Genomic DNA, 25,844 nt, shown 5'->3' on the forward strand with positions numbered 1-25,844 from the left:
TCACACGGTAGAGGGGTCCGCATGAGGCCATCTGCCAATTGGCGCGGTGTGTCGCACGATCTGGCTGATATCTCGAAAGTTTTTTGTGATTGTTGGGCTGACCCGGTTGGGAATGTGAGCAATTTAATCGAACAGATATTTTATTTCTGTGATGCCCCTGGTCGCGTCCGGTGCCACCGCTCCAGCAGGCTCTCCGACAGTTCCTCCGCCGTGAGCGCGAAGACCAGATGGTCGCGCCAGGCGCCGTCGATGTGGAGATAGCGGGGCCGCAGCCCTTCCTCGCGGAATCCGAGTTTCTCCACCACACGGCGGCTGGGCATGTTCTCGGGCCGGATGCACACCTCGATACGGTGCAGTCCGACGGTGCGGAAGCAGTGGTCGACGGCGAGCGCGACGGCCGTCGGCATCACCCCGCGCCCGGCCACCGCGTGGTCGACCCAGTAGCCGACATGGCCCGAGCACATCGAGCCCCAGGTGATCCCGGCGACCGTCAACTGCCCGGCCAGCCGCCCCCGGTACTCGATGACGAACGGCAGCATCCGCCCGGCGTGGGCCTCGGCGCGCAGATGGCGGACCATCTGCCGGTAGGTGGGCCGGTGGGTGACCGGACCGCCCGGCGGGGGCGGCGGAATCGTCGCCTCCCAGGGCCGCAGCCACTCCCGGTTGCGCTGGTTGACCTCGCGCCAGGCGCGCTGGTCGCGCAGCTTTATGGGGCGGAGGACCGTATCGCCGTCCGCCAGCACGATCGGCCAGGGGGCGTTCAGCTCGGGCTCCCGGCCGGACCGGCGGAGGCGGTGGGTCTGGGGTGATCGCCGCCGTGGATCTGGTCGACCGCGTGGACCAGCAGCCGGCCGAGGACCGTAAGGCCGTCACGGACCCCTCCGGTGGAGCCGGGCAGGTTGACGACCAGGGTCGTGCCGGCGACTCCGGCGAGCCCCCGGGACAGCGCCGCGGTGGGCACCTTGGCGAGCCCCTCGGCGCGGATGGCCTCCGCGATGCCGGGGATCTCGTAGTCGAGGACGCGACGGGTCGCCTCGGGGGTGCGGTCGGTGGGGGTGAGGCCGGTGCCTCCGGTGCTCACCACGACGTCGTACGCGGCGGCCACGGCCTCCCGCAGGGCCGCCTCCACCGGGTCTCCGTCGGGCACCACGCGCGGGCCGTCCACCGCGAAGCCGAGCGCGGCCAGCCCGTCGGCGATCAGCGGGCCGCCCCGGTCGGCGTAGACCCCGGCGGCGGCACGGTTGGAGGCGGTGATCACAAGGGCGCGATACGCCGGTGAGCCGGTCATGCCCGGCTCCAGTCGCCGGACTTGCCGCCGGTCTTCTCCTCCACCCGTACGTCCGTGATGACGGCCCCCTTGTCGACGGCCTTGACCATGTCGATCACCGTGAGGGCGGCGACCGAGACCGCCGTCAGGGCCTCCATCTCGACGCCCGTGCGGTCCGTGGTCCTGACGGTGGCGACGATCTCCACCGCGTCATCGGCGACCGTGAGGTCCACCTTCACGCCCGAGACGGCCAGCGGATGGCACAGCGGGATCAGATCCGGGGTGCGCTTGGCGCCCATGATGCCCGCGATACGGGCGGTGGCCAGGGCGTCGCCCTTGGGGACGCCCTCGCCGCGTAGCAGTTCGACGACGCGCGGCGCGACGAGCACACGGCCGCTCGCGCGGGCGGTGCGCGCGGTGACGTCCTTGGCCGAGACGTCGACCATGCGCGCGGCGCCCGCGGAGTCGAGGTGGGTGAGGTGGTCCTGGGCGCTGCTCATCGTTCTCCCGGTCCGGGCCAGGTGGCTCCTGTGGGACGACACCGTACCCGCCGCGGCCGGGCGCTAGGTGAGCAGGATGACGTCCACCTCGGCCCCCGGGGCGACCCCGGTGACCTCCTCGGGGACGACGATCAGCGCATTGGCCTGGGCCAGGGCCTTGACCAGGTGCGATCCCGCGCCGCCCACAGGGGTGACGGTGGCCGGCCGGTCCGCCGCCGCCGGCTCGTACCAGCCGCGCAGGAACTGGCGCCTGCCCTCGGGGGAGGACGCGACGCCCTCGGGGCAGACCGCGCGCTCCGTAGGGCGGTGGACGTCTCCGCCGCCCAGCATGGTGCGGATCACAGGGCGCACGAAGAGCTCGAAGGAGACATACGAGCTGACCGGGTTGCCGGGCAGGGCGAGCAGCGGGATGCGGTCCGGGCCGACGCGGCCGAAGCCCTGGGGCTTGCCCGGCTGCATGGCGACCTTGCGGAACGCGACGTCGTGCATCGCCTCCTTGACCACGTCGTACGCGCCGACGCTGACACCGCCGCTGGTGACCACGATGTCGGCGCGGACCAGCTGGTCCTCGACGGTCGAGCGCAGCGTCGCGGCGTCGTCGATCACGGCGCCCACCCGGTAGGCGATCGCGCCGGCCTCCCGGGCGGCGGCGGTGAGCTGGAAGCTGTTGGAGTCATGGATACGGCCGGGGCCCGCTTCCTCGCCGGGCTGGACCAGCTCACTGCCCGTGGACAGCACGACCACGCGCGGGCGGGGGCGGACCTTGACCGTGGCGCGGCCGACCGCGGCCAACAGCCCGATCTGCGGCGCCCCGAGGACCGTCCCGGCGCGCAGCGCGAGCTCGCCCGCGCCCGCGTCGCTCCCCCGGGTGCGCACATGCTGCCCGTCCTGGACCGGCCGGAAGACCCGCACCCTGCCGCTTCCGCCGTGGGGGTCCGCACCGCGCGCGAGCATGTGCGTGACCGGGCCGCTGTCCAGACCGCCGTCGGTCCACTCGACGGGGACGACGGCCTGGCCGCCGGGCGGCAGCGGGGCGCCGGTCATGATCCGGGCCGCCTCGCCCGGGCCCACGGTGGGCAGCTCACCGCTGCCCGCCGCGATATCGCCGACGACGGTCAGCACCGCGGGATGCTCCGCCGTCGCGGCGCCGACGTCAGCGGTACGGACGGCATAGCCGTCCATGGAGCTGTTGTCGAAGGGCGGAAGGGCGACGGGGACGGTGACGTCCTCGACCAGGACACAGCCCTGGGCGTCGAGCAGCTGCAGCTCGATGGGCTCCAGCGGGTGGATCCGCCCGAGGATGTCGTCGAGGTGCTCGGTCACCGTCCAGACCCGGTCCCGGTCCTCGGTGGCGCCCTGATCGGCGGCCCGTGCCGCGGTGCTGCTCAAAGTGCTACATCTCCTCGGTGACGTAACGACGAAGCCAATCCCGAAACTCCGGGCCCAAGTCTTCACGTTCGCACGCGAGTCTGACAATGGCACGCAGATAGTCGCCACGGTCGCCTGTGTCGTAACGGCGCCCCTTGAAGACGACGCCGTGCACCGGGCCGCCGAGGTCCGGATCGGAGGCGAGCGCCTGGAGGGCGTCGGTGAGCTGGATCTCGCCACCGCGCCCCGGCTCGGTCCTGCGCAGCACGTCGAAGACGGCCGGGTCGAGGACATAGCGGCCGATGACGGCGTAGCTGCTGGGCGCGTCGGCGGGGTCGGGCTTCTCGACCAGGCCGGTGACCTGGACGACGCCCTCCTCCAGGGTCGGCTTGACGGCGGCGCAGCCGTAGAGATGGATCTGCTGGGGATCCACCTCCATCAGGGCGATGACGCTGCCGCCGTGCTGCTCCTGGACCTCGACCATCCCGGCCAGAAGCGGGTCGCGGGCATCGATGAGGTCGTCGCCGAGGAGGACGGCAAAGGGCTGGTCACCGACGTGCGGGGCGGCACACAGCACCGCGTGGCCGAGGCCCCTGGGGTCGCCCTGGCGGACGTAGTGCATGGTCGCCAGGTCGCTGGACTCCTGGACGCGGGCGAGTCGGGTCTCGTCGCCCTTGCGGGTCAGGGCCTCTTCGAGCTCGTAATTGCGGTCGAAGTGGTCCTCCAGGGGTCGCTTGTTACGACCGGTGATCATGAGGACGTCGGACAGCCCGGCGGTGACGGCTTCCTCGACGACGTACTGGATCGCCGGCTTGTCGACGACCGGCAGCATCTCCTTGGGGGTGGCCTTGGTGGCCGGAAGAAAGCGGGTACCGAGGCCCGCGGCAGGGATGACAGCCTTGCTGATCCGAGTACGCGATTGAGTCATGTCCTGAACCCTATCTGGTGCCTTTGCGGCGAATGATGAGGATTCGGTGAATGTGACATGAGACAGGGAGTTTGCGCACCCAGTGATCAATATCGACGCTAGTAAGCGCGCATTGCGGCGACGTCTCCTGACGGTGAGAGCCAGGTTGACTGCGGATGACATCGAGGCAGCCCGGACCTCTCTGGCGTGTCGCGCGCTGGAGCTTCCGGAGCTCGCCGGGGCGGCCACGGTGGCGGCGTATGTGTCCATGGGGAGCGAGCCCGGCACGCACGCGCTGCGGGAGGCGCTGCGCGCGCGGGGCGTGCGGGTGCTGCTTCCGGTCCTGCTGGAGGACAACGATCTCGACTGGGGCGAGGACGAGGGGCCCGGACGGCTGGTGCCCGCCCGCCACGGACTGCAGGAGCCGGCGGGGCCGCGGCTGGGCCCCGAGGCGGTCACCCGGGCGGACGTGGTGCTGCTGCCCGGGCTCGCGGTGGACCGGCGCGGCATGCGGCTGGGCCGCGGCGGCGGCTCGTACGACCGGGTGCTGGCCCGGCTGGCGCGGGCGGGGGCCGATCCGGCGCTGGTGGTACTGCTCTACGACGGCGAGCTGCTGGACGAGGTCCCCGAGGAAGGCCACGACCGGCCCGTGCACGCGGCCGTGACGCCCTCGGGGGTCCACCGGTTCACGCCGCGGCCGCGCTGAGAGGCGCCCGAAGGCGTCTCACAGCGGGGCCGCGAGGTTCGGGCGGGGCCCGGAGCCGGCCGGGCGGGAGCGCCCCGCACACGGCCGCCGGGCCCTTCGGGGGGCTAGGGGGTCAGTGCCAGCTCGTCGTCCGTCGACTTGTCCACGGCGCTCTTGCTGAACGCCCATGGCAGCAGCTCGCCCTTGGCCCACTTCTCGGTCTGGTCCGTGTAGTGCGCGTGGTAGGCGTGCCCGGAGGCGCCGGTGAGATTGACCCAGCGCGACTTGTCGAGGTTGTCGAGGTTGACGACCATCCGCATCGAGGGGACCCAAGTGACGTCGTAGCCCCCCGCCGCGTTCCACCCGGTGGCGTTGACCGCCGCCTCGCCGCCCGAGAGGTTCCAGGGGCCGCGGTTGAGCATCCACTGCACCACGCCGGGGCCCTCGGTGCCCAGCGTCTGGTTCTTCAGGGTCAGCCGGTGCAGCCGGCCCCAGCTCCAGCTGTTGATGTCCTTGCCCAGCTTGGCGGTGAGCTCGGAGCGCGCGGCCCTCATGGCCTTCGCGAGAAGCTCGTCACGGTTGGCCGCGCCGGGGTTGTTGCGGGTGCCCGCCGTCTTCCACCAGCTGTTGCCCGGGTCCTTGACAATGTTCCGGACGACCTCGTACCAGCGGTCGCCGCCGTCCGGCTGCGCCATGTCGGGGTCGCGCTTGCCGCACTCGCGCACCAGCCGGGTGTTGCCCTCCAGGTCCTCCAGCGGACCGGAGTCGTCGGCCGGGCGGACCCGCAGACACTGGCCCTTGACCCGCAGCTCCTTGGGGAGCTTGTCGCCGAAGGCGAGCTTGAGAGTGTTGCGCCAGACGGCGTTGAAGTACGCGGCGGCCGCCGAGTCGGAGTCCTGGGTGTAGTCCCAGCTCTCCAGGAGCTGCTGCGCCCGGCGTACGTAGTCGTCCTTGATGTTGATCTTGAGCAGATAGGGCGTCAGCAGTTTGGCGATCTCACTGCTGTTGTCCATCTGCATGGACTGCATGTCGTCGGTGGAGACCTTGCCGCCGTCCTTGACCTTCGACTCGATGAGGTCGCCGATGCGCTGGCTGCGCGCGCCGTAGCCCCAGTCGTCGGTCAGCAGGTACGGGTACTTCTTCTTGTCTATGACGGCCTGGTTGGCGGTGACGATATAGCCGCGCTTGGGGTTGTACTCCCAGGGCAGCGCCGACTGCGGAATGAACTTGCTCCACTTGTAGCGCGAGTCCCAGCCGGGCGCCGGGTAGCGGCCGTCCCCCTTGGCGCGCACCGGGATCCGGCCGGGGGCCTGGTAGCCGATGTTGCCCTTGGTGTCGGCGTAGATGAGGTTCTGGGAGGGGACCGAGAAGTCCTGGGCCGCCTTGCGGAAGTCGCTGAAGTTCTTGGCGGTGCCGAGCTTGAAGACCGCGTCCATGGTGTTGGACGGGGTGAGCGCGGTCCACTTCAGCGCCACCGCGTAGCCGTCGCCGCGGTCGGGGGCCACATCGTCGGCGCCGCTGCCGACCGGGGCGTTCTTGCCGACGTCCGTCAGCTCGTCGTCGCGGTCCGAGACGATCGGGCCGTTGTTGCTGGTGCGGACGGTGATCGTACGGCTCCTGCCGCCCGCGACCTTGATGGTCTCCTCGCGGGTCGTGAAGGGGAGCTGCTTGCCGTCGTAGAGGTAGCCGTTCGCGGTGACCTTCTCCAGATAGAGGTCGCTGACGTCGGCGCCGAGGTTGGTCATGCCCCAGCTGACGTTCTGGTTGTGACCTATGACGACCCCGGGCATACCGGCGAAGGTGAAGCCCGCCGCGTCGTACGGACAGGCGCTGGAGACCTGCTTGCAGTGCAGACCCATCTGGTACCAGACGGACGGCAGCTGCGGGGCGAGGTGCGGATCGTTGGCGAGCAGCGGCTTGCCGGTGGTCGTGTACTGGCCGGAGATGACCCAGGAGTTGGAGCCGATGCCGGTGCCGTTCGGGCCGAGCAGCGCCGGGACCTGGTCCAGGGTCTTGGAGAGCGAGGACAGCTGGCTCTGCAGCCCCTGGGCGGCTCCGGTGGCCCCGCCCCCGGCGCTGGTGCCGTCCGTCGTGCTGGTCGCGCTCGCCTGGGGGTCGAACTCGTCGGTGGCCTCGTCGAGGGCGCCGCCCTGGACGATCGGCTTGTTCCGGCTGTACGGGTAGGGCGGATAGAGCTCATCTATCTGCTGGGCGCTGAGCCTGCTGGAGGCCAGCGCCCGGTCCACCTCGTCCTGCATATTGCCGCGCAGATCCCAGGCCATCGCCTTGAGCCAGGCGACCGAGTCGACCGGGGTCCACTTCTCCGGCTTGTAGCCGTCGTTCTTGAAGTCCAGCGCCGCGTACTCGACGGACAGCGCCTTGCCCTGGTGGTCCTTGAGGTAGGCGTTGACCCCGTCGGAGTAGGCGCGCAGATACTTCTTGGTGGTCGCCGACAGCTTGGTGTCGTACTCCTGCTGGGCCACCCGGTGCCAGCCCAGGGTGCGCAGGAACGCGTCGGTCTCGACCTGGCCGGATCCGAACATTTCCGACAGCCGACCCGCCGTCATATGGCGGCGGACGTCCATCTCCCAGAAGCGGTCCTGGGCCTGGACGAACCCCTGGGCCCGGAAGAGGTCCTCAGGGGTATTGCCGTAGACCTGCGGTATCCCATAGCCGTCACGTTTGACCTGTACGGGGCCGGACAGCCCCTTGAGCTGCAGCGATCCCGTGGTCTCCGGGAAAGAGGCACGCACGGTACTGATGCTCCAGTACGTGCCGTAGCCGACGCCTCCGATGAGCAGCAGCACGACTGCTATCACGATCAGGCGGACGCGTCGGCCCTTCTTCTTACGAGGAGAGCCGGTTTTGTTGGCGGGCATCGCTGTCCTTCGAGGGGCAGGGTTGATCCTGGAGTGCTGGAGCAACCATAGGCGCAGGGCTGTCGCCGCCCCGACGCGGAGTCATGACTGACGCCCCGCACCGGCCACCCGGCCGTGCGGGGCGGCCACCCGGCCGGGCTCCTACACCTCGGCGAACGACCCGCGTAGGAGGCCCGCGTCAAGAACCCGTAAAATGTTAGGTAAGGCAATGAAGTTCCGGTCGGCCGGGAACCGCACGAACCGTTCCCGCCGCTCGCGTGAGAAAGGTTCGGCCCCTGACTGTTCACCACCTCAATGAACTGCTGCTGATCTGCTCCCTCGTCCTGCTCGTCGCGGTGGTGGCCGTAAGGGTCTCCTCCCGCAGCGGGCTGCCCACCCTGCTGATCTACCTGGGAATCGGCGTCGCCATCGGCACGGACGGGATCGGCGTCACCTTCAACGACGTCGAACTGACGCAGGTCATCGGCTACGCCGCGCTCGTCGTGATCCTGGCCGAAGGCGGCCTGAGCGCCAAGTGGCGCGAAATCAAACCCGTCCTGCCGACGGCCGCCGCGCTGTCCACCGTGGGTGTCGCGGTGAGCGTGGGGGTCACCGCGGCGGCGGCGCACTATGTGGTGGGACTGGACTGGCGGCAGGCGCTGATCATCGGCGCGGTGGTGTCGTCCACGGACGCGGCGGCGGTCTTCTCGGTGCTGCGCAAGGTGCCGCTGCCCAAGCGGCTCAGGGGCGCTCTGGAGGCCGAATCCGGCTTCAACGACGCCCCGGTGGTGATCCTGGTCGTCGCCTTCTCCGCCCGGGGCCCCATGGACCCCTGGTACTCCCTGATCGGCGAGATCGCCCTGGAGCTGGCGATCGGCGCGGTGATCGGCCTCGCGATCGGCTGGCTGGGAGCGTACGGCCTGCGGCATGTGGCGCTGCCGGCCTCGGGTCTGTACCCGATCGCGGTGATGGCGATCGCCGTGGCGGCGTACGCGGCGGGCGCGCTGGCGCACGGGTCCGGCTTCCTCGCCGTCTACGTCGCCTCGCTCCTGATGGGCAACGCGCGGCTGCCGCACTGGCCGGCGACGCGCGCCTTCGCCGAGGGGCTGGGCTGGATCGCCCAGATCGGCATGTTCGTCCTGCTCGGGCTGCTCGTGACCCCGCACGAGCTGGCCGATGACATCTGGCCCGCCCTCGTCGTCGGACTGGTGCTGACCGTGGTCGCCCGGCCGTTGTCGGTGCTGATCAGCACGGCGCCGTTCCGGGTGCCGTGGCGGGAGAAGGCACTGCTGTCCTGGGCCGGACTGCGCGGTGCGGTGCCGATCGTGCTCGCGACCATCCCGATGGTCGGCGAAGTGCCCGGCAGCCGCCGGATCTTCAACATCGTCTTCGTACTGGTGATCGTCTACACCCTGGTCCAGGGGCCGACGCTGCCCTGGCTCGCCACCCGGCTGCGGCTCGGGGAGCAGGACGCCACCGCCGATCTGGGCATCGAGTCGGCGCCGCTGGAGCGGCTGCGCGGGCATCTGCTGTCGGTGTCGATCCCCAAGGGCTCCAAGATGCACGGGGTCGAGGTCGGCGAGCTGCGGCTGCCGCCCGGGGCCGCGGTCACCCTGGTCGTACGGGAAGGGACCAGTTTTGTGCCGCTGCCGTCGACCGTATTGCGGCGCGGCGACGAGCTCCTGGTGGTGGCCACGGACCCGGTGCGCGACGCGGCGGAGCAGCGGCTGCGGGCGGTGGGCCGGGGCGGCAAGCTGGCGGGCTGGCTGGGCACGGGCGGGGTCTGACGAAGCCGGGACCGGGCGACGTGCCGGACGTGGAATCGATCATCGAATGACCTGCCGCAGTGGACTGACGGGCAGGAATACTGCACTATGGAACGTCGTTAGCACTCACTGAGTGAGAGTGCCAGGAGGAAGCACGTGCCGACCTACCAGTACCAGTGCACCGCGTGTGGCGAGGGCCTCGAGGCGGTGCAGAAGTTCACCGACGACGCGCTCACCGAGTGCCCCAGCTGCCAGGGACGCCTGAAGAAGGTGTTCTCGGCCGTCGGCATCGTCTTCAAGGGCTCCGGCTTCTACCGGAACGACAGCCGCTCCTCCTCCAGCTCCAGCAGCTCGGGCGCCGGCTCGGCCAAGCCGGCGGCGAAGAGCGATAGCGGAAGCTCGTCGTCCTCCTCGTCCTCGGACTCGTCGTCCTCGTCCTCGGACTCGTCGTCCGGGTCGGGCTCGTCCTCACCCTCCTCCTCGACGTCCTCGACATCGAGCAGCAGCAGCTCGGCCGCCTGATTCTTCACAAGACACCCCGCCGCGTCCCCTGGGGACGCGGCGGGGTGTCGTTCGTCAGGGCGCGCCTGGCTAGGGTGACCGCATGGCTGAGACCAGCAGCGGACACGCAGACATAGGGGTCATCGGGGGGTCGGGGTTCTATTCGTTCCTCGACGATGTGGCCGAGATCACGATAGAGACTCCCTATGGGGCGCCGAGCGATTCGCTCTTCCTCGGCGATATCGCGGGACGGCGGGTCGCCTTCCTCCCCCGCCACGGCCGCACGCACCATCTGCCGCCGCACCGGATCAACTACCGCGCCAACCTCTGGGCCCTGCGCTCGGTCGGGGTGCGGCAGGTGTTCGGCCCGTGCGCGGTGGGCGGGCTGCGGCCGGAGTACGGACCGGGGACGCTGCTCGTACCGGACCAGCTGGTGGACCGTACGAAGGGGCGTACCCAGACCTACTTCGACGGCGAGCCGCTGCCGGACGGACGGAGGCCAAATGTCGTGCACACCACCTTCGCCGACCCGTACTGCCCGGTGGGGCGGAAGGCGGCCGTGGAGGCGGCGCGCGGCCGGGACTGGGAGCCGGTGGACGGCGGGACGATGTGCGTGGTCGAGGGGCCGCGCTTCTCCACCCGGGCCGAGTCGCGCTGGCACGCGGCACAGGGCTGGTCGGTGGTCGGCATGACGGGCCATCCCGAGGCGGTGCTCGCACGGGAACTGGAGCTCTGCTACACGTCGCTGACGCTGGTCACCGATCTGGACGCGGGGGTGGAGACGGGCGAGGGCGTCTCGCACACCGAGGTGCTGAAGGTGTTCGGGGAGAACGTCGGACGGCTGCGTGAGGTGCTCTTCGACGCGGTGGGCAAGCTGCCGGACACCTCCGGGCGGAACTGTCTGTGCAGCCGGGGGCACGAGGGCTGGGACCTGGGGATCGAGCTGCCGTAAGGCGCGTCGGGGCGGCGGGGCGGTGCGGGTGTCGCTCGCCCGGGCGAGCGAGTTGTCCACAGCCCAGGGGTCGTCCACAGGCCCGAGCGGAATCGGGCGGGGGCGGGCATCGTGAGGGAGCCAGAAGCTCCCGGTCCCTCACGGCAGGCGGTGATGTGCCATGTCCCATCCGTCCCCCACGCTCGCGTTACCCCGCTCCGCTCCCCCGGCCCGAGCGGTCCCGCGGTTCGGCCCGGTGCGGGTCGGGCGCGACGGCGGATACCGGGTCCGGCGGGCGGTGCGGCGGCGACGGCGCGCGATGGCGGCCGGGCTGGCGCTCACGGCCGCGGCGCTCGCGGCGGCGGCACCACCCGGCCAGGACCCTACGGACCGGGCGTCCTCACCGGCGCCCGCCCCGGCGGCTGAAGGCCGGCCCGGGAGCCGGACCGACGAGCCGCGCCCCGCCCTGGTGTCCGCACCGGTCCGGATCGCCGACGCGGCCGCGGTGCGGCTGCTGCACCCCGGCGACCGAGTGGATGTGCTGGCCGCGCCCGCGCCCGACTCCGCCGCTCAGAGGCATGGGTCCGGCGCCGCCGCGCGGATGGTCGCGCGCGGGGTCACGGTGGCCTCTGTCCCTGGACCCAGGGGCGGCGGGGCCGTGGACGGTGATTCCCCGGCCGGCGACTCCGCGGGCGGCGGCGCGGGGGACGCCGGGGACACCGGGGCCTCGGCGGACGGCGGGGCGCTGGTGGTGCTGACGGTGCCGAGAGAGGCGGCGGCCGCGCTGGCCGGTGCCGCGGCCACCTCCCGATTGGCGGTGGCGCTGTGCCGCTCCTGACTCCCCCGCCTCGCCTGATGCCCCTGTTCCCCGCCGGTGTAGGTTGCGGAATGGTCCGCTCCAGCACCGGCGCGGCGAAAGAGAGGCAGTGGGTTGAGCAAGGAGAAGGTGACCGAGGAGAAGCAGAGCGTCGTGGAGGGCTTCAAAGCCTTCCTGATGCGCGGCAATGTGATCGATCTGGCTGTCGCGGTCGTCATCGGAGCCGCCTTCACCGCCGTCGTGAACTCCATAGTGAAGGGCTTGATCAATCCCATAGTCGGGGCCTTCGGCACGAAGGACCTCGAGAAGTACCGCTCCTGTCTCAAGGCGCCCTGCGAGATGAACGCCACGGGGGGTATCGTCCGGGGCATCCCGATCCTCTGGGGCACCGTGCTCAGCGCCGTGCTGACCTTCCTGATCACGGCGGCGGTGGTGTACTTCCTGATGGTGCTGCCGATGTCGCGCTATCTGGCGCGGAAGGCCGCCAGGGAGGCGAAGGCGGAGGAGGAGCAGGCCGAGACGGAGGCCGCGGAGATCACCCTGCTCCGCGAGATCCGCGACGAGCTGATGGCGCAGCGCGGCAGCGGTGCCGGTCTCCGCAGCGGCAGCGACACCCTCTAGGGCACCGTCAGAGATGGTGGGGCGGCTTCTCATCGAGGAACCGAGCCAGATCCGCGGCACTGTCGGCGCTGTCGCCGCCAGCAACCCGCTCACCCCACCCGCGGTCCGTATCGTCCGGTGACTGCTGCGACAGTGGATCTCCGAAGTCCAGCGCGGCGGCAGGATCGCGCGGTCCAGGGGCGGGGGCGGTGCTCATGCCTCAAGAGTACGGCCGCGCGAGCGGCTCGGTGTACCGGCCGAGCTCGTCCTGCCACCACAGGTCCCGGCCGGGCGTCCAGGACACCGGGCGGCCGAGCCGGTGGACCACCAGCACCGACCGCACCTCCGGGCAGCCGGTCAGCGCCCGGTCGACGAGCTGCTTGAGCGGCTGCGGCTTCCCGCAGCGCTGCTCACCGTTCGCGGTGATGACCACCCTGGCCCCCATCTCCCGGATCCGATCGCGCAGTTCATGGGCGCGCAGCCCCACAGGGAGGCTGCCGCGGACGACATCGAGCCGGCCGCAGGCGAGCGTGGCGATCACGGATTCGGGCACCAGCGGCAGATGGACCGCCACCCGGTCCCCGGCGCGCACCCCGAGCCGAGTCAGGGCGGCCGCGGCCCTGGCCGCCTGGTTGAGCAGCTCGGCATGGGTGAGCTCCTCGGTGCGGTCCGGCTCGCTGATCCAGCGGAGGGCCACCCGGGCTGTCTGCCGCGTATCGGCGGCCAGTGTCGGGAGCTCCTCCGTCCGAGAGGCACGAGGCACGGCGGTCTTCTTTCGGACGGGGGCGAACGGCATGTCACACAGACTGCTGCCAAGCCATCAACGTCTGATGAACGTCCCCTACACGGGGGTCGGAGGCTCTCTCCAGGGGCTCGCGGACCCGGCTCGCGCCGCGCGGCCGCGATCGCGGGAGGCTCTGTGCCCGGTCCGTCCTCGCCTCGCTCCACGACCAGGGCACGGCTTCCCGTGCTACGCATAGCTTCCATGAATGCCGACCGGGCCATCCCCGCATCTCCCCATCCCGACCGGGCCGACGGGCTGACGGATGTCCGAGGGCTGCGCGTCGGCCACGCCCAGCGGTCCGGCGGCGGCTGGCTGACCGGGACGACCGTCGTGCTGGCGCCCGAGGGCGGGGCGGTCGCCGCGGCCGATGTGCGCGGGGGCGGCCCCGGCACCCGGGAGACCGACGCCCTCGATCCGCGCAATCTCGTCCAGCGCGTCGATGCCGTGGTGCTGACCGGCGGCAGCGCGTTCGGCCTCGACAGCGCCTCGGGGGTGACCGGTTGGCTGGAGGAGCACGGCCGGGGCTTCAGGGTCGGCCCCGATCCGGCGCAGGTCGTCCCGGTGGTGCCGGCCGCCGCCCTCTTCGACCTGGGCCGGGGCGGCGACTGGCGTGCCCGGCCGGACGCGGCGCTGGGCCGTGAGGCGATCGAGGCCGCGGCCCGTTCGGAGCCGGGCGCGCCGGTCGCGCAGGGGAATGCGGGCGCGGGCACGGGCGCGGTGGCCGGCGGGCTCAAGGGCGGCACGGGTTCGGCCTCCACGGTGTTGCCGTCCGGCATCACGGTGGCCGCGCTGGCGGTGGTCAACGCGGCGGGCTCGGTGGTCGATCCACGGACGGGTGTGCTGTACGGGCAGGTGTACGAGCCGTCTGACGACGGCGGGCCGCACCGGCTCGGGGAGGCCGAGCACGCCGAGGCGCTGCGTCGGCTGGCCGCCGCGCGGGCCGAGTCGGAGCGGCGCCAGGCCGCGTCCGTACACCCCCCGCTCAACACCACCCTGGCCGTGGTCGCCACCGACGCCGCGCTCACCCGGGCCCAGGCGCACAAGCTCGCCGGCACGGCGCACGACGGGCTGGCGCGGGCCGTCCGGCCGGTGCATCTGCTGTCCGACGGCGACACCGTCTTCGCCTTGGCCACGGGCGACCGCCCGTTGGTGCCGGACGGCGGCCAGGACGGCACCGGGGATCCGGCGTTCGGGGTGCACCGGGAGAGCGGGGTGCTGAACGAGGTGCTGGCGGCGGGGGCGGATGTGCTGACGCGGGCGGTGGTCAAGGCGGTGCTGGCGGCGGAGGGCGTGGACGGCCCGGGGGGCGTCTTCCCCGCGTACCGCGATCTGTACGGCCGTTGACCCGGCCGCCGGGAGAGCCGGGCGAGTACGACCGAAGATGAGGAAACGGGGGAGAGACATCACCATGGACACCGATCTGCTGATCATCGGCGGGGGTCCGGCCGGTTGTGCCGCCGCCGTGATGGCGGCGAGCCTTGAGATGCGGTCCGTGCTGATCGAGTCGGACGACGCCCTGTGCGGTGCGCTGCGGCGCATCCCGGTGGTGGGCAATGTCCTCGGCTTCACCAGCGGTCCCGGGCTGGCGGCGGCGATCGAGGCCGATGTGGCGCGCTGCGATCCCTGCCGGGTCTCCGTGGGCCGCCGGGCCACGCGCGTCGACGCCTTCGACGACCGGGTGGAAGTCACCGTGGAGCCCGCACGGGCTCATGCGTCGCGGCTGACCGCGCCGTACGCGGTCGTCGCCACGGGGGTCGGGCCGCTGGGGCCTGAGGATGTGGGGTGGCTCAGCGGCGCCGAGGGCCGGGCGCTGTCCCCACTGTGGGAGGCGGATCCGGCGGAGCTCGCCGACCGCACCGTGCTGGTCCTGGGCGCGGACCGTCCCCTCGGCACCCTGGCCCGTGCCCATCCGGAGCTGACGACCCGCTTGCTGGTCGCGTATCCGCCCGAGGACGCCTACAAGACCGAGGAGATCAGGCGGGACTCGCGGGTGGAGCCGGTGGCCGTGCGGCGGCTGGAGTTCGGGTCCTCGTCGGCCGCCGCTCCCCCGGCGCCGATCACCGCCGAGGTCCTGACCGTGGAGGGCGAGCGGCGCACCCTCACGGCCGATATCGCGTTCCTCAATCTGGGCAGCGCACCTGCGCCTCCGGGCGGGGCCGTCGCCGTCGACCCGTCCGGGTACTGTCCGCCCGCGCGCCAGCACCCCAGGGTCTTCACCGCGGGTGATCTGCGCTCGGCGCGCTTCCAGCGGATCGCGACCGCCATGGGATCAGGCGGCGAGGCCGCGCTCGGCGCCTATTACGCCTCGCGCGGCCTGCCCACGGACATCGGCGCCATGGCGCCGGGTGGAGCGGGGGGTGGCTGAGATGCGGTCAGACCGCGACCGCCACCTTCGGCTCGTCCTCGGTGGCGCCGCTCGGGGCGGCGGCCCCGCCACCGGCCGGGGCCGTGGTGATCTCCGGCTCCGCCGTCTTCCGCAGCCCCTTGAGGAAGACCACCAGTCCGGCCGACACCGCCGTGCCCACCGCGATGGCCAGCAGGTAGAGGAACGGCTGGCCGATCAGCGGGACCACGAAGATGCCTCCGTGCGGGGCGCGCAGCGTGCAGTCGAAGGCCATCGACAGCGCGCCGGTGACCGCGCCGCCCACCATCGACGAGGGGATCACCCGCAGCGGGTCCGCCGCGGCGAAGGGGATCGCGCCCTCGCTGATGAAGGAGGCGCCCAGCACCCAGGCGGCCTTGCCGTTCTCCCGCTCGGTCTTGGTGAACAGCCGTCCGCGCACGGTGGTGGCCAGCGCCATCGCCAGCGGCGGGACCATACCGGCGGCCATCACCGCGGCCATGATCTTGAGGCTGCCGGTGGACGGGTCCGACACCGCGATACCGCCGGTCGCGAAGGCGTACGCGACCTTGTTGACCGGGCCGCCCAGGTCGAAGCACATCATCAGGCCGAGGATCACGCCGAGAATGATGGCGTTGGCGCCGGAGAGGCCGTTGAGCCAGTCGGTCATCGCCTTCTGGGCGGAGGCGATGGGCTTGCCGATCACCACGAACATCAGGAAGCCGACGACCGCCGAGGAGATCAGCGGGATCACCACGACCGGCATGATGCCGCGCAGCGCCGCCGGGACCTTGAACCGCTGGATGCCCATGACGACCGCGCCCGCGATCAGACCCGCGACCAGACCGCCGAGGAATCCGGCCTTGATGGTGGTCGCGATGAAGCCGCCGACGAAGCCGGGGACCAGACCGGGCCGGTCGGCCATGCCGTAGGCGATATAGCCCGCGAGGACGGGCACCAGGAAGGTGAACGCCGCACCGCCGATCTGGAAGAGCAGCGCCGCCCAGCTGGCGGTCTCGGTCCAGACGAAGTGGTCCGCGACGGACTTGGCGCTCGCGATCTCGTAGCCGCCGATCGCGAAGGCGAGCGCGATCAGCAGACCGCCCGCAGCGACGAACGGGACCATGTAACTGACGCCCGTCATCAGCCACGTGCGCAGCCGGGTGCCGAAGCCGTCACCCGCGCCGTCCGCGTCCATCGGCGCCGAGCGCTCCGCCGTGGCGTCGGCCGGCGCGCTGATCTCGCCGCGCGCGGCCTTCTCCCGCGCCTCGGCGACCAGTTCGGCGGGGCGGTTGATGCCCGCCTTCACCCCGACGTCCACGGTCGGCTTGCCGGCGAACCGGGCCTTGTCCCGCACCTCCACATCGTGCGCAAAGATCACCGCGTCGGCGGCGGCGATGGTGGCGGCGGGGAGCTTGTCGAATCCGGCCGAGCCCTGGGTCTCGACCACCAGCTCGACGCCCGCCTCACGCGCGGCGTTCTCCAGCGACTCGGCGGCCATATAGGTATGGGCGATACCGGTCGGGCACGAGGTGACGGCGACGATCCGGAAGGGGGCCGTCGGCTCCGGCGCGGCGCTCTCGGAGACGGCGGCCTCCGGGGCGGCGGCCTCGGGAGCGGCAGCATCCGGCGCGGCGGCCTCCGGCGCGGCGGCCTGCGCAGCAGGGGTTTCCGCGGCGGGGGCCGCCGGGGCGGCCGGCGCCTCGGCCTCGGCCCGCTCGTCGCCGCGGATCAGGGCGGCCACCTGCTCCGGCTGGTCGGCCGCGCGCAGCGCGCCGGTGAACGAGGCATTCATCAGCTGTCGCGCCAGGCTCGACAGAATCGTCAGATGATCGCTGTCCGCGCCCGCAGGGGCCGCGATCAGGAAGATCAGATCGGCCGGTCCATCCGCCGCGCCGAAGTCGATGCGGGTCGTGCTGCGCCCGAAGGCCAGCGTCGGCTCGGTGACATGTTCGCTGCGGCAGTGGGGTATGCCGATGCCGCCGTCCAGACCGGTCGGCATCTGTTCCTCGCGCGCCGCCACGTCGGCGAGAAAGCCGTCGAGGTCGGTGACGCGGCCGGCCGCGACCATGCGTTCGGCGAGCGACCGGGCGGCGGCTTCCTTGGTGTCGGCGGACAGGTCCAGGTCGACCAGATCCGCGGTGATCAGCTCACTCATCTCGCGGCTCCCTTGTGTGCGGTGCCGCCCTGGGGCAGGCGGACGGACGGAGTGGGGACTGGGGGGTGGGAGTGGGTCGGGCCGGTCACGCGGGCTCCTTGAGAACGCGATCCAGCGGGACAGCCGCCGTCACGACGACGGCGGACGGGTCGAGGTCGGCCGGGGTCGGCATCGCGCTGCCCGGCAGCTGCACCGCCGCCGCGCCATGGGCCACGGCCGAGGCGAGCGCGGTGGGTCCGGTGCCGCCCGCCGCGAGGAATCCGGCGAGCGAGGCATCGCCCGCCCCGACGTTGCTGCGGACGGCGGCGACCCGCGCCGTGCCGAAATAGGTGCCCGTCTCGTCGATCAGCAGCTGGCCGTCGGCGCCGAGGCTGGCCAGGACGGCGCGGGCGCCCAGCCCTCGCAGTTCCTCGGCCGCCTTGACCGCCTCGCCCACGGTGGCGAGCGGACGGCCGACGGCCTGGGCCAGCTCCTCGGCGTTGGGCTTCACCACATCCGGGCGCTCGCGCAGGGCGGCGGTCAGCGAGGGGCCCGAGGTGTCCAGCGCGATCCGGGTGCCCGCCCGGTGGGCCCGAGCGACCAGCTCGGCGTACCACTCGGGCGCGAGTCCGCGCGGCAGGCTGCCGCAGCAGGCGATCCAGTCGGCGCCGTCGGCCCTCGTCCGTACGGCCTCCAGCACCGCCTCGGCCTCGCCGTCGCTCAGCTCGGGCCCGCCCGCGTTGAGTTTGGTGAGGGTGCCGTCCGGCTCCGCGACGGAGATGTTGACCCGGGTCGAGCCCGCCACGGGCACGCCCGCCGCCTCGATGCCCAGCTCCCCCAACAGCCGGGCGAGCAGCGCGCCCTCCGGTCCGCCGACGGGCAGCACGGCGACTGTGCGGTGCCCGGCTGCTGCCACGGCGCGCGAGACATTGACGCCCTTGCCGCCGGGGTCGACCCGGTCGGTGGTGGCCCGCAGCACGGCGCCGCGCTCCAGCGCCGGGATCTCGTACGTACGGTCCAGGCTGGGGTTGGGCGTGACGGTGAGAATCATGCGCGCGCTACTTCCGTGCCCTGCTGCTCGATGGCGAGGGCGTCCTGTGGGCTGAGCCCGGTGTCCGTGATGAGCAGATCGACGTCGTCGAGGCCGCCGAACCGGGCGAAGTGCTCCTGGCCGAACTTGGCGGAGTCCGCGAGCAGCACCACCCGTCGGGCGGCGGCGATCATGGCGCTCTTGACGGCCGCCTCGGCGAGGTCGGGGGTGGTCAGCCCGCCCTGAAGCGAGAAGCCGTTCGTCGCCAGGAAGAGGACATCGGCCTTGAGCTCGCCGTAGCCGCGCAGCGCCCATGCGTCCACGGCGGCGCGGGTGCGATGGCGGACCCGTCCGCCGACGAGATGCAGTGCGATACCGGGGTGGTCGGCGAGGCGGGCGGCGATCGGCAGCGCATGTGTGACGACCGTGAGACCGGCCTCCAAGGGGAAGGCTGCGGCGAACCGGGCCGCCGTCGAGCCCGCGTCGATGATGACGCTGCCGTCGGAGGGCAGTTCGGCGAGGGCGGCGCGGGCGATGCGGTCCTTCTCATCGGCGGCGGTGGACTCGCGCTCGGCGAGGTCGGGCTCGAAGTCGAGCCGGCCGGCCGGGATGGCGCCCCCGTGCACGCGGCGGACGAGCCCCGCCCGGTCGAGGGCCCGCAGATCGCGCCGTACGGTCTCGGCGGTGACCTGGAACTCCTCGGCGAGTGACAGGACATCCACCCGTCCGCTTTCGCGGGCGAGCCGGAGGATCTCCTGCTGACGCTCCGGTGCGTACATGTGGGTTTACGTCCCTTCCATGCCCGAACCTGTGATTTCGCGGCCAGATTACGTCGCTACTTCTGGAAAGTAAACAGACTCGGGCACCAAACAAACTCGGCCGGGCATCACCGGCTCACGACCGCGCAGCCCCGCCCCCGGACATGCCCCCGGACATGCCGACGGAGGGCGGATCATCAACATCGGCAGCTGTATGGCCGAGCGCGTCGCCTTCCCCGACGGCAGCCTCTACGCGACCAGCAAGACCGCGCTGACCGGGCTGACCAAGGCCCTGGCCCGCGAGCTCGGCCCGTGCGGGATCATGGTGAACCTGGTCCACCCCGGCCCGGTCGACACGGACATGAACCCCGCCGACGGCGAGGGCGCCGCCCTGCAGAGCGGCTTCACCGCGCTCGGCCGCTTCGGCCGGCCCACGGAGATCGCCGCGACCGTGTCCCACCTCGCGGGCGACAGCGGCCGCTACATCACCGGGGCGTCGATCGCCGTGGACGGCGGCTTCGCCGCCTGATCACCCGACGGCCGGCCGGCCGGACACGAGAGCTGGACAAGAGCGGCCGGACAAGAGCGGCCGGACAAGGGGCGAGCCCCGGCGCTGGGGGGGGAGATGCGCCGGGGCTCGGTCTATGGGGTGCATGTGGTTCATGCGGTCCGAGGGTCTTGGGACCCCGGAGGGCGGGGTCTGCCTGTACGTATAACTCAAGCGGCGGCGTCGAAACCGGTCTGGCGCGCCATTTTCTTCAGCTCAAGCAGCGCATGCTTCTCGATCTGGCGGATCCGCTCACGGGTGAGGCCATGCTGCTTGCCGACCTCCGTCAGCGTGCGCTCCCGGCCGTCGTCAATGCCGTACCGCGCCTTGATGATGGAGGCGGTGCGGTCGTCGAGGCGGCCGATCAGGTCCTCCAGCTCCTCGCTGCGCAGCAGCGTCATCACCGACTGCTCGGGCGAGACAGCCGAGGTGTCCTCCAGCAGATCGCCGAACTGGGTCTCCCCTTCGTCGTCGACCGACATATTCAGACTGACTGGGTCACGCGCCCAGTCGAGCACATCCGAGACCCGCTCCGGGGTGGAGCCGAGCTCCTTGGCGATCTCCGCGTGCTCCGGCTCACGGCCGTGCTCACGGTTGAACTCCCGCTGCACCCGACGGATCCGGCCGAGCTCCTCGACCAGATGCACGGGCAGCCGGATCGTACGGGACTGGTCCGCGATCGAGCGCGTGATGGCCTGGCGGATCCACCAGGTCGCATACGTCGAGAACTTGAAGCCCTTGGTGTAGTCGAACTTCTCCACCGCGCGCACCAGGCCCGCGTTGCCCTCCTGGATCAGGTCGAGCAAGGGCAGCCCACTGCGCGGGTACCGGCGCGCCACGGCCACGACGAGGCGCAGGTTGGAGCGGATGAAGACGTCCTTGGCGCGGGCGCCCTCGGCGGCTATCGCCTCCAGCTCCTCACGGCTCGCACCCGCGGCGGGGGCGTCCTCAACCTTTCCGTCCAGGATCTGCTGGGCGTATACACCCGCCTCGATGGACTGGGACAGCTCGACCTCCTTCGCCGCGTCCAGCAGCGGGGTGCGAGCGATCTCGTCGAGATACATGCCGACCAGGTCGCGATCGGCGATCTCCCCGCCTGTGGCGCGAACACTGTTGGCCCCATCAGCGCCACCACTGGTGGCCTGATTACGGGCGACGGCACGGGTTGCCATGCGTGCTCCCTTACAGATGGATCGGGCGCGGACTACGGACGGACCTTCCTCTGCCGGGTGCCCCGTCCGATGGAAACAACGACTGGAATCCGGACAGAATTCCCATGCCGCACCCACCTTTTTATGATCATGCAGTATCCTGTCCGGCCACAGGGCCGTCCGCGCGGCGTCGGAGCATCGGGAAGCGCAGGTCAGACCCCCTCCGCGCGGTTGTCCCGCCCCTCCCCCGCTTTCTCGCCCACCCCTCAGGACGAATCTCGTGGGTCCCGGGTTGCCCGGAGACGTCCGCGGGCTGAGTTGCCGGGTGCGGCGTATGGGTGTGCGCTGGAAAGCGACAGGTCAGGGCGGGGTGCGGCGACGAGGAGGAGGTCCTGCCCATGAACGCCCCCACAGCCACCCCACTGGATGAACGTCGTCATCGACGGATGCATGCCCCGCGCCTCCACCCCTCCGCCTCCTGGGTGGTCCCGCTCACCCTGGGCATCTTCTTCGGCGGCTACGCGATCTTCATCGACCACAACCAGGGGTCGACCCTCCTCGCGGCCGGCCTCCTCGGCCTGGTGGCGGCCGTGGTCGTCGGAGCGGTCTGCTACGGCGTCGGCAGGGTGCAGTCGGGCCTGATGCCGGAGGTCCGGGCGACGCTGTACGGGACGGTCCTCGGGTCCGCGATCGGCTTTCTGTACTCCCTGAGCGGGGCGTCGGTGTACCGGGCCTCGGCCATGGGGCTCGGGGTGGGTCTGGCGATGACGGCCATGTCGTTCTACGTGTTCCACATGCGGTCGAACTAGGCACCGGCGGAACGCCGGACGAGTCGGCGCCCCGAAGCAGCTCAGCCGAACTGCACCGACCGCTTCGCCAGCCCCATCCAGAACCCGTCGATCACGCTGCGGTGGCTGCCCAGCTCCGACTCCGCCGCACCCAGCGTGACGAACAGCGGCGCGAAGTGCTCGGTACGCGGATGCGCGAGCCGCCCCGCCGGGGAGGTGTGCTCGAAGTCGAGCAGGGCGTCGATGTCCTGCCCGCCGAGGGCGCGCTGCCCCCAGTCGTCGAACTCGGCCGACCAGCTCGGCGGCGTCGGGCCCGTCTCCCGCAGCGCGGCGAGGTTGTGGGTGAAGAAGCCGCTGCCGACGATCAGCACGCCCTCGTCCCGCAGCGGCGCGAGCTTCCGCCCGATCTCCATCAGCCTCCGCGGGTCGAGGGTGGGCATCGACACCTGGAGGACGGGGATGTCGGCGCCCGGATACATCTCGACCAGCGGGACGTACGCACCGTGGTCGAGCCCCCGGTCCGGAATGTCCTGGACCGGCGTGCCCGCCGTACGCAGCGTCTTACGGACGCGCTCGGCGAGCTCGGGGGCGCCGGGCGCGGCGTACCGCACCTGGTAGTAGTGGCGGGGGAAACCCCAGAAGTCATAGACGAGCGGGACCTGTTCGGTGGCCCCGATGGCCAGCGGCGCCTCCTCCCAGTGGGCGGAGATCATAAGGATGGCCGTGGGCCGGGGCAGCTCCGCGGACCAGGCGGCGAGCTGGCCGGGCCAGACCGGATCGTCGGCGAGCGGCGGCGCACCATGGCTGAGGTAGAGGGCGGGCATGCGCCCGTCGGACACGGACATGACGACCCCTCGAACGAGATACCGAGAACCACATACTTGAAGCCTCAAGCAAGCATGCCCCACCGTACCGCGCACTTGTTTAAAGTTCAAGAAGTACACTTACAATAAGCACTGTGGACAACGCCATGAAGACCCCCGCAGACGCCGAAGAGCCGCGCTGGCTGACCGATGAGGAGCAGCGCACCTGGCAGGCGTATATCCAGGCCAGCATGCTTCTGGAAGACCATCTCGACCGTCAGCTCCAGCGCGACGCGGGCATGCCTCATGTGTACTACGGACTGCTGGTGAAGCTCTCCTGGGCGCCTCACCGCCGGATGCGGATGACCGAGCTCGCGGAGGCCGCCAAGATCACCCGCTCCCGGCTGTCCCACGCCATCGCCCGGATGGAGAAGGACGGTTGGGTGCGGCGCGAGGACTGCACCTCCGACAAGCGCGGGCAGAACGCCGTCCTCACCGACAAGGGCTTCAAGGTGTTGCAGGAGACCGCCCCCGGCCATGTCGCCGCCGTACGGATGGCGCTCTTCGACCGGCTCGCCCCGGAGCAGATCGCGCAGTTCGGTGACGTCTGCCGGATCATCGCCGACGGTCTGCAGCCGGAGGGCGCCGATCTGCCCTGGCTGCGCTGAGCGGCCCCGGAACGCGGGCACCGGAACCCAGACACCCGCAGGCCCCGCTCCACGAGGGAGCGGGGCCTGCGCCTCCGTACGACCGCCTCCGTACGACCGCTTGGGTACGACCGCCTCCGTACGACCGCTTCGGTACGACCGCCTCCGTACGACCGCTTCGGTACGACCGCCTCCGTGCGACCGCTTGGGTACGACCGCTCAGAGGCCCCGGCTCAGTGCGCCATGACCGGAACGGCTTCCTCGGCCGCCCCGTCACCGGAGCCCGCCACCGTGCCGCCGCCGTCCTTCCCTCCGGAGTTGATCAGCGTGACGGCGATCGTGGCGGCCAGCACCAGGATGCCGACGGCCCACCAGATGGCGGTGGTGTAGCCGTGCACCATCGACTGCAGCGCCAGCGCCTTGCGCGAAGGCGCCGCGAGCGCGTGCGACTTCGCGTACTCGGTGGTGGCGCTGGCGGCGATGGTGTTGAGGAGCGCGGTGCCGATGGCGCCGCCGACCTGCTGCGAGGTGTTGACCATCGCCGAGGCGACACCCGCGTCATGCGGCTGGACACCGTGCGTGGCCAGGCTCATCGCCGGCATGAAGGCCGTTCCCATGCCGAGACCCAGCAGCAGGATCGCGGGCAGGATCAGCCCCGGGTACGAGGTGTCCAGGTCGAGCTGGGTCAGCAGCAGCATGCCGGCCGAGGCGGCCAGGAAGCCCGGCCCCATCAGCAGCCGGGCCGGGACCCGGGTCATCAGCCGGGCGCCGATCTGCGTCGAGCCGGTGATCATGCCCGCGACCATCGGCAGGAAGGCGAGGCCGGTTTTGACCGGGCTGTATCCCTTGACGATCTGCATGTAGTAGGTGAGGAAGAGGAACAGGCCGAACATGCCGATGATGGCGAGGCCCAGCGAGGCGTAGACACCGCCGCGGTTCCGGTCGGTGACCACGCGCAGCGGCAGCAGCGGGGCCTTCACCCGGGACTCGACGACCGCGAAGGCGGCCAGCAGTACGGCGGCGGCGATGAACAGCCCGACGGTCGGGCCGGCGGACCAGCCGTCGGACTCGGCGCGGGTGAAGCCGTAGACCAGCGAGACCAGACCCGTGGTGGCCAGGACCACGCCGGGGATGTCCAGCCGGGACGGGTTACGGCTCTCGACGGGCTCGCGGATCACGGCGATCGCACCGGCCGCGGCGACGATGGCGAAGGGGATGTTCACGAAGAACGTCCAGCGCCAGTCCATGTACTCGGTGAGCACACCGCCGAGGATCAGACCGACGGCGCCGCCACCGCCCGCGATGGCACCGAAGATGCCGAACGCCTTGGCGCGCTCCTTGGCGTCGGTGAACGTCACGGAGAGCAGCGAGAGCGCGGAGGGCGCGAGCAGCGCGCCGAACGCGCCCTGCAGCGCGCGGGCGCCGAGCAGCATCGAGCTGTTGAGCGCGGCGCCGCCCACCGCCGAGGCCGCCGCGAAGCCGACGAGGCCCACGATGAAGGTCTGCTTCCGGCCCCACAGGTCCGCGATCCGGCCGCCGAACAGCAGCAGTCCGCCGAAGGCGAGGGCGTAGGCCGTGATGACCCACTGCTTGTTGCCGTCGGAGATGTTGAGATCGGCCTGCGCGGAGGGGAGCGCGATGTTCACGATGGTCGCGTCGAGCACGACCATCAGCTGGGCGAGGGCGATGAATATCAGCGCTTTCCAGCGCCGGGGATCGACGAACTGAGCCGTTTCGGGCATGGCTGTGCCTACCTAGCGGTGCGGAGAGTGACAAATGGGACGTGTGGAGCCGGTCAGGCCGGCTCAGGCCGTTGGGACACGAGGGAGCGTGAGGTGAAGACGCAGGCACAGAAGACCTGTGAACGCGCGAAAAGTAGGCGGTGACGGTGCGGTGCGATGCGATCGGCCGTCGTGCGCTCTCTGTTACGGCCGGTGCTGCAGATCCTCCAAGGTGGCGGCGGAGCCGGGTAGTTCGGAGCGCGCCGGGGCCGACAGACCGTCCAGGAACAGCTGCAGATGCCGGTGCACAAATTTGTCGAAGTTCACGCAACCGCTGCCGGGCAGCGGCCGGGTGAGCTGAGTGAGGGCGACCATCAGATCACCGACGTCGATGTCGGTGCGCAGAAGGCCGGCAGCGCGCGCCGCCACCATCAGGGCGTCGATACCGGCGTCCAGACGGTCGCGGGCGGCGATGTGGTCAGGGTGCTCCTTGTCGATTCCGTCGGAGAGCAGCGGACACAGCGCGCCGATCCGCTCATCCGCCGCCGCGTGGACGAAGCGGCACAGCGCCCGGAAGGCGTCCGGCTCCTCGGCCAGGGCCGATTCGGCCTGTTTGGCGACGCGGGACATCACCGAGAGGGTGACGTGATGGATCAGGTCACGGCGGTCCGGGAAGTGCCGGTAGATCGTGGCATTCCCGACACCGGCCCGTCGAGCGATTTCATCGAGCGGGACCTCGGCCCCGTGCTCGACGAGCACTTCGCGGGCGGCGGCGACGATCCGCTCCCGATTACGCAAGGCGTCCGCGCGCAGCCGGGGCTGCGCGGACTTCGCGGTCGTGGCGGCCATGGCAGCACTCCTTTCTGCGTACGGCATCCATGCGTACGGCGTACGGCGTCTCCGCGTACGGCGTACGGCGTCTCCGCGTACGGCGTAC

At 71.3% G+C, this 25,844-nt stretch carries 25 protein-coding genes and 1 pseudogene; 11 read left to right on the forward strand and 15 right to left on the reverse strand.

Annotation, left to right across the window (positions count from 1 at the left end; all coding sequences use genetic code 11):
* Window positions 1-140 precede the first annotated feature (140 nt).
* The 5 genes from ABZS71_RS23620 to galU form a co-directional block, all read right to left on the reverse strand.
* A complete protein-coding gene (locus ABZS71_RS23620; protein ID WP_355845521.1) occupies window positions 141-764 on the reverse strand; it encodes a GNAT family protein in 624 nt (207 codons plus the stop codon).
* The gene (locus tag ABZS71_RS23625) at window positions 761-1,288 is read right to left on the reverse strand and encodes a MogA/MoaB family molybdenum cofactor biosynthesis protein (RefSeq protein WP_356213243.1); all 528 of its coding nucleotides are present in this window, start codon (window positions 1,286-1,288) and stop codon (window positions 761-763) included. Before ABZS71_RS23625 ends, ABZS71_RS23620 begins: the two co-directional genes overlap by 4 nt.
* Complete coding sequence (gene moaC, locus ABZS71_RS23630; protein WP_355845178.1) at window positions 1,285-1,767, reverse strand: cyclic pyranopterin monophosphate synthase MoaC; 483 nt, start codon at window positions 1,765-1,767, stop codon at window positions 1,285-1,287. The genes ABZS71_RS23625 and moaC overlap by 4 nt, the downstream gene beginning before the upstream one ends.
* Window positions 1,768-1,830: 63 nt before the next feature.
* Window positions 1,831-3,156, reverse strand: coding sequence for a gephyrin-like molybdotransferase Glp (gene glp, locus ABZS71_RS23635; protein WP_356213246.1), 1,326 nt, complete (start codon window positions 3,154-3,156; stop codon window positions 1,831-1,833).
* 4 nt (window positions 3,157-3,160) lie between these two features.
* Window positions 3,161-4,063: a UTP--glucose-1-phosphate uridylyltransferase GalU gene (gene galU / locus ABZS71_RS23640; RefSeq protein ID WP_355845184.1), complete on the reverse strand. Its 903-nt coding sequence runs from the start codon at window positions 4,061-4,063 to the stop codon at window positions 3,161-3,163.
* An 85-nt stretch (window positions 4,064-4,148) separates the two neighbouring features.
* Between galU and ABZS71_RS23645 the strand changes: the two genes are divergently transcribed.
* Window positions 4,149-4,748 (forward strand): 5-formyltetrahydrofolate cyclo-ligase, encoded by a 600-nt coding sequence (locus ABZS71_RS23645; RefSeq protein WP_356213397.1) that lies wholly within the window; start codon window positions 4,149-4,151, stop codon window positions 4,746-4,748.
* Window positions 4,749-4,852: 104 nt separating this feature from the next.
* On the opposite strand, the gene ABZS71_RS23650 is transcribed toward ABZS71_RS23645, so the two are convergent.
* A complete protein-coding gene (locus ABZS71_RS23650; RefSeq protein ID WP_356213249.1) occupies window positions 4,853-7,606 on the reverse strand; it encodes a penicillin acylase family protein in 2,754 nt (917 codons plus the stop codon).
* 257 nt (window positions 7,607-7,863) lie between these two features.
* Here ABZS71_RS23650 and ABZS71_RS23655 point away from each other — a divergent pair, with 257 nt between their 5' ends.
* From ABZS71_RS23655 to mscL, 5 genes are all read left to right on the forward strand, one after another.
* Window positions 7,864-9,372, forward strand: a complete 1,509-nt coding sequence (locus ABZS71_RS23655; RefSeq protein ID WP_356213252.1) for a potassium/proton antiporter — start codon at window positions 7,864-7,866, stop codon at window positions 9,370-9,372.
* A gap of 135 nt (window positions 9,373-9,507) precedes the next feature.
* Complete coding sequence (locus ABZS71_RS23660; protein ID WP_356213255.1) at window positions 9,508-9,873, forward strand: FmdB family zinc ribbon protein; 366 nt, start codon at window positions 9,508-9,510, stop codon at window positions 9,871-9,873.
* 82 nt (window positions 9,874-9,955) lie between these two features.
* Window positions 9,956-10,804, forward strand: coding sequence for an S-methyl-5'-thioadenosine phosphorylase (locus ABZS71_RS23665; protein WP_355845196.1), 849 nt, complete (start codon window positions 9,956-9,958; stop codon window positions 10,802-10,804).
* A 160-nt stretch (window positions 10,805-10,964) separates the two neighbouring features.
* A complete protein-coding gene (locus ABZS71_RS23670; RefSeq protein WP_356213258.1) occupies window positions 10,965-11,621 on the forward strand; it encodes an RcpC/CpaB family pilus assembly protein in 657 nt (218 codons plus the stop codon).
* A gap of 108 nt (window positions 11,622-11,729) precedes the next feature.
* Window positions 11,730-12,221: a large conductance mechanosensitive channel protein MscL gene (gene mscL / locus ABZS71_RS23675; RefSeq protein WP_356213400.1), complete on the forward strand. Its 492-nt coding sequence runs from the start codon at window positions 11,730-11,732 to the stop codon at window positions 12,219-12,221.
* A 7-nt stretch (window positions 12,222-12,228) separates the two neighbouring features.
* Here mscL and ABZS71_RS23680 read toward each other — a convergent pair whose 3' ends face one another.
* Window positions 12,229-12,417 carry a hypothetical protein gene (locus ABZS71_RS23680; RefSeq protein ID WP_355845202.1) on the reverse strand — a complete coding sequence of 63 codons (189 nt, stop codon included), beginning with the start codon at window positions 12,415-12,417 and terminating at the stop codon, window positions 12,229-12,231.
* A gap of 3 nt (window positions 12,418-12,420) precedes the next feature.
* The gene (locus ABZS71_RS23685) at window positions 12,421-12,963 is read right to left on the reverse strand and encodes an AMP-binding protein (RefSeq protein ID WP_356213261.1); all 543 of its coding nucleotides are present in this window, start codon (window positions 12,961-12,963) and stop codon (window positions 12,421-12,423) included.
* A gap of 222 nt (window positions 12,964-13,185) precedes the next feature.
* Between ABZS71_RS23685 and ABZS71_RS23690 the strand changes: the two genes are divergently transcribed.
* Together ABZS71_RS23690 and ABZS71_RS23695 are read left to right on the forward strand one after the other, a co-directional pair.
* A complete protein-coding gene (locus ABZS71_RS23690) occupies window positions 13,186-14,328 on the forward strand; it encodes a P1 family peptidase (protein ID WP_356213264.1) in 1,143 nt (380 codons plus the stop codon).
* Between the two features lie 64 nt (window positions 14,329-14,392).
* Window positions 14,393-15,349 (forward strand): FAD-dependent oxidoreductase, encoded by a 957-nt coding sequence (locus ABZS71_RS23695; protein ID WP_356213267.1) that lies wholly within the window; start codon window positions 14,393-14,395, stop codon window positions 15,347-15,349.
* Window positions 15,350-15,356: 7 nt separating this feature from the next.
* Here the strand turns inward: ABZS71_RS23695 and ABZS71_RS23700 are convergent, their stop codons facing one another.
* From ABZS71_RS23700 to ABZS71_RS23710, 3 genes are all read right to left on the reverse strand, one after another.
* Window positions 15,357-17,483 carry a fructose-specific PTS transporter subunit EIIC gene (locus ABZS71_RS23700; RefSeq protein ID WP_356213269.1) on the reverse strand — a complete coding sequence of 709 codons (2,127 nt, stop codon included), beginning with the start codon at window positions 17,481-17,483 and terminating at the stop codon, window positions 15,357-15,359.
* Window positions 17,484-17,568: 85 nt separating this feature from the next.
* On the reverse strand, window positions 17,569-18,513 hold the full coding sequence (gene pfkB, locus ABZS71_RS23705; protein WP_356213272.1) for a 1-phosphofructokinase: 945 nt from the start codon (window positions 18,511-18,513) through the stop codon (window positions 17,569-17,571).
* Window positions 18,510-19,271: a DeoR/GlpR family DNA-binding transcription regulator gene (locus ABZS71_RS23710; RefSeq protein WP_355845224.1), complete on the reverse strand. Its 762-nt coding sequence runs from the start codon at window positions 19,269-19,271 to the stop codon at window positions 18,510-18,512. The genes pfkB and ABZS71_RS23710 overlap by 4 nt, the downstream gene beginning before the upstream one ends.
* 160 nt (window positions 19,272-19,431) lie before the next feature.
* Between ABZS71_RS23710 and ABZS71_RS23715 the strand changes: the two are divergent.
* Window positions 19,432-19,779 (forward strand): annotated as a pseudogene (locus ABZS71_RS23715) (SDR family oxidoreductase); the annotation flags it as partial.
* A gap of 188 nt (window positions 19,780-19,967) precedes the next feature.
* On the opposite strand, the gene ABZS71_RS23720 reads toward ABZS71_RS23715, so the two are convergent.
* Entirely contained in the window at window positions 19,968-20,969 is a 1,002-nt protein-coding gene (locus tag ABZS71_RS23720) for a sigma-70 family RNA polymerase sigma factor (RefSeq protein WP_356213274.1), read from the reverse strand.
* Between the two features lie 377 nt (window positions 20,970-21,346).
* Between ABZS71_RS23720 and ABZS71_RS23725 the strand changes: the two genes are divergently transcribed.
* Window positions 21,347-21,757: a hypothetical protein gene (locus tag ABZS71_RS23725; RefSeq protein ID WP_356213277.1), complete on the forward strand. Its 411-nt coding sequence runs from the start codon at window positions 21,347-21,349 to the stop codon at window positions 21,755-21,757.
* A gap of 41 nt (window positions 21,758-21,798) precedes the next feature.
* On the opposite strand, the gene ABZS71_RS23730 is transcribed toward ABZS71_RS23725, so the two are convergent.
* Window positions 21,799-22,581, reverse strand: a complete 783-nt coding sequence (locus ABZS71_RS23730) for a class III extradiol ring-cleavage dioxygenase (RefSeq protein ID WP_356213280.1) — start codon at window positions 22,579-22,581, stop codon at window positions 21,799-21,801.
* Between the two features lie 125 nt (window positions 22,582-22,706).
* Here ABZS71_RS23730 and ABZS71_RS23735 point away from each other — a divergent pair, with 125 nt between their 5' ends.
* The gene (locus tag ABZS71_RS23735; protein WP_355845530.1) at window positions 22,707-23,207 is read left to right on the forward strand and encodes a MarR family transcriptional regulator; all 501 of its coding nucleotides are present in this window, start codon (window positions 22,707-22,709) and stop codon (window positions 23,205-23,207) included.
* 212 nt (window positions 23,208-23,419) lie between these two features.
* Here the strand turns inward: ABZS71_RS23735 and ABZS71_RS23740 are convergent, their stop codons facing one another.
* Together ABZS71_RS23740 and ABZS71_RS23745 are read right to left on the reverse strand one after the other, a co-directional pair.
* Entirely contained in the window at window positions 23,420-24,928 is a 1,509-nt protein-coding gene (locus ABZS71_RS23740) for an MFS transporter (protein ID WP_356213283.1), read from the reverse strand.
* A 183-nt stretch (window positions 24,929-25,111) separates the two neighbouring features.
* On the reverse strand, window positions 25,112-25,756 hold the full coding sequence (locus tag ABZS71_RS23745; RefSeq protein ID WP_356213286.1) for a helix-turn-helix domain-containing protein: 645 nt from the start codon (window positions 25,754-25,756) through the stop codon (window positions 25,112-25,114).
* Window positions 25,757-25,844: the final 88 nt, after the last annotated feature.

Origin of the sequence: Streptomyces sp. NPDC005393 (genome assembly GCF_040606675.1) — a bacterium.
In the GTDB taxonomy this organism is placed as follows: Bacteria; Actinomycetota; Actinomycetes; order Streptomycetales; family Streptomycetaceae; genus Streptomyces.

Coding starts and splice junctions, on each gene's coding strand:
- ABZS71_RS23695 (WP_356213267.1), top strand. CDS start 14,393: ATGGACACCGATCTGCTGATCATCGGCGGGGGTCCGGCCGGTTGTGCC.
- ABZS71_RS23710 (WP_355845224.1), bottom strand. CDS start 19,271: ATGTACGCACCGGAGCGTCAGCAGGAGATCCTCCGGCTCGCCCGCGAA.
- ABZS71_RS23745 (WP_356213286.1), bottom strand. CDS start 25,756: ATGGCCGCCACGACCGCGAAGTCCGCGCAGCCCCGGCTGCGCGCGGAC.
- ABZS71_RS23670 (WP_356213258.1), top strand. CDS start 10,965: ATGTCCCATCCGTCCCCCACGCTCGCGTTACCCCGCTCCGCTCCCCCG.
- ABZS71_RS23735 (WP_355845530.1), top strand. CDS start 22,707: ATGAAGACCCCCGCAGACGCCGAAGAGCCGCGCTGGCTGACCGATGAG.
- ABZS71_RS23730 (WP_356213280.1), bottom strand. CDS start 22,581: ATGTCCGTGTCCGACGGGCGCATGCCCGCCCTCTACCTCAGCCATGGT.
- ABZS71_RS23680 (WP_355845202.1), bottom strand. CDS start 12,417: ATGAGCACCGCCCCCGCCCCTGGACCGCGCGATCCTGCCGCCGCGCTG.
- moaC (WP_355845178.1), bottom strand. CDS start 1,767: ATGAGCAGCGCCCAGGACCACCTCACCCACCTCGACTCCGCGGGCGCC.
- ABZS71_RS23720 (WP_356213274.1), bottom strand. CDS start 20,969: ATGGCAACCCGTGCCGTCGCCCGTAATCAGGCCACCAGTGGTGGCGCT.
- ABZS71_RS23650 (WP_356213249.1), bottom strand. CDS start 7,606: ATGCCCGCCAACAAAACCGGCTCTCCTCGTAAGAAGAAGGGCCGACGC.
- ABZS71_RS23740 (WP_356213283.1), bottom strand. CDS start 24,928: ATGCCCGAAACGGCTCAGTTCGTCGATCCCCGGCGCTGGAAAGCGCTG.
- ABZS71_RS23690 (WP_356213264.1), top strand. CDS start 13,186: ATGAATGCCGACCGGGCCATCCCCGCATCTCCCCATCCCGACCGGGCC.
- pfkB (WP_356213272.1), bottom strand. CDS start 18,513: ATGATTCTCACCGTCACGCCCAACCCCAGCCTGGACCGTACGTACGAG.
- ABZS71_RS23665 (WP_355845196.1), top strand. CDS start 9,956: ATGGCTGAGACCAGCAGCGGACACGCAGACATAGGGGTCATCGGGGGG.
- ABZS71_RS23625 (WP_356213243.1), bottom strand. CDS start 1,288: ATGACCGGCTCACCGGCGTATCGCGCCCTTGTGATCACCGCCTCCAAC.
- ABZS71_RS23725 (WP_356213277.1), top strand. CDS start 21,347: ATGAACGCCCCCACAGCCACCCCACTGGATGAACGTCGTCATCGACGG.
- ABZS71_RS23700 (WP_356213269.1), bottom strand. CDS start 17,483: ATGAGTGAGCTGATCACCGCGGATCTGGTCGACCTGGACCTGTCCGCC.
- galU (WP_355845184.1), bottom strand. CDS start 4,063: ATGACTCAATCGCGTACTCGGATCAGCAAGGCTGTCATCCCTGCCGCG.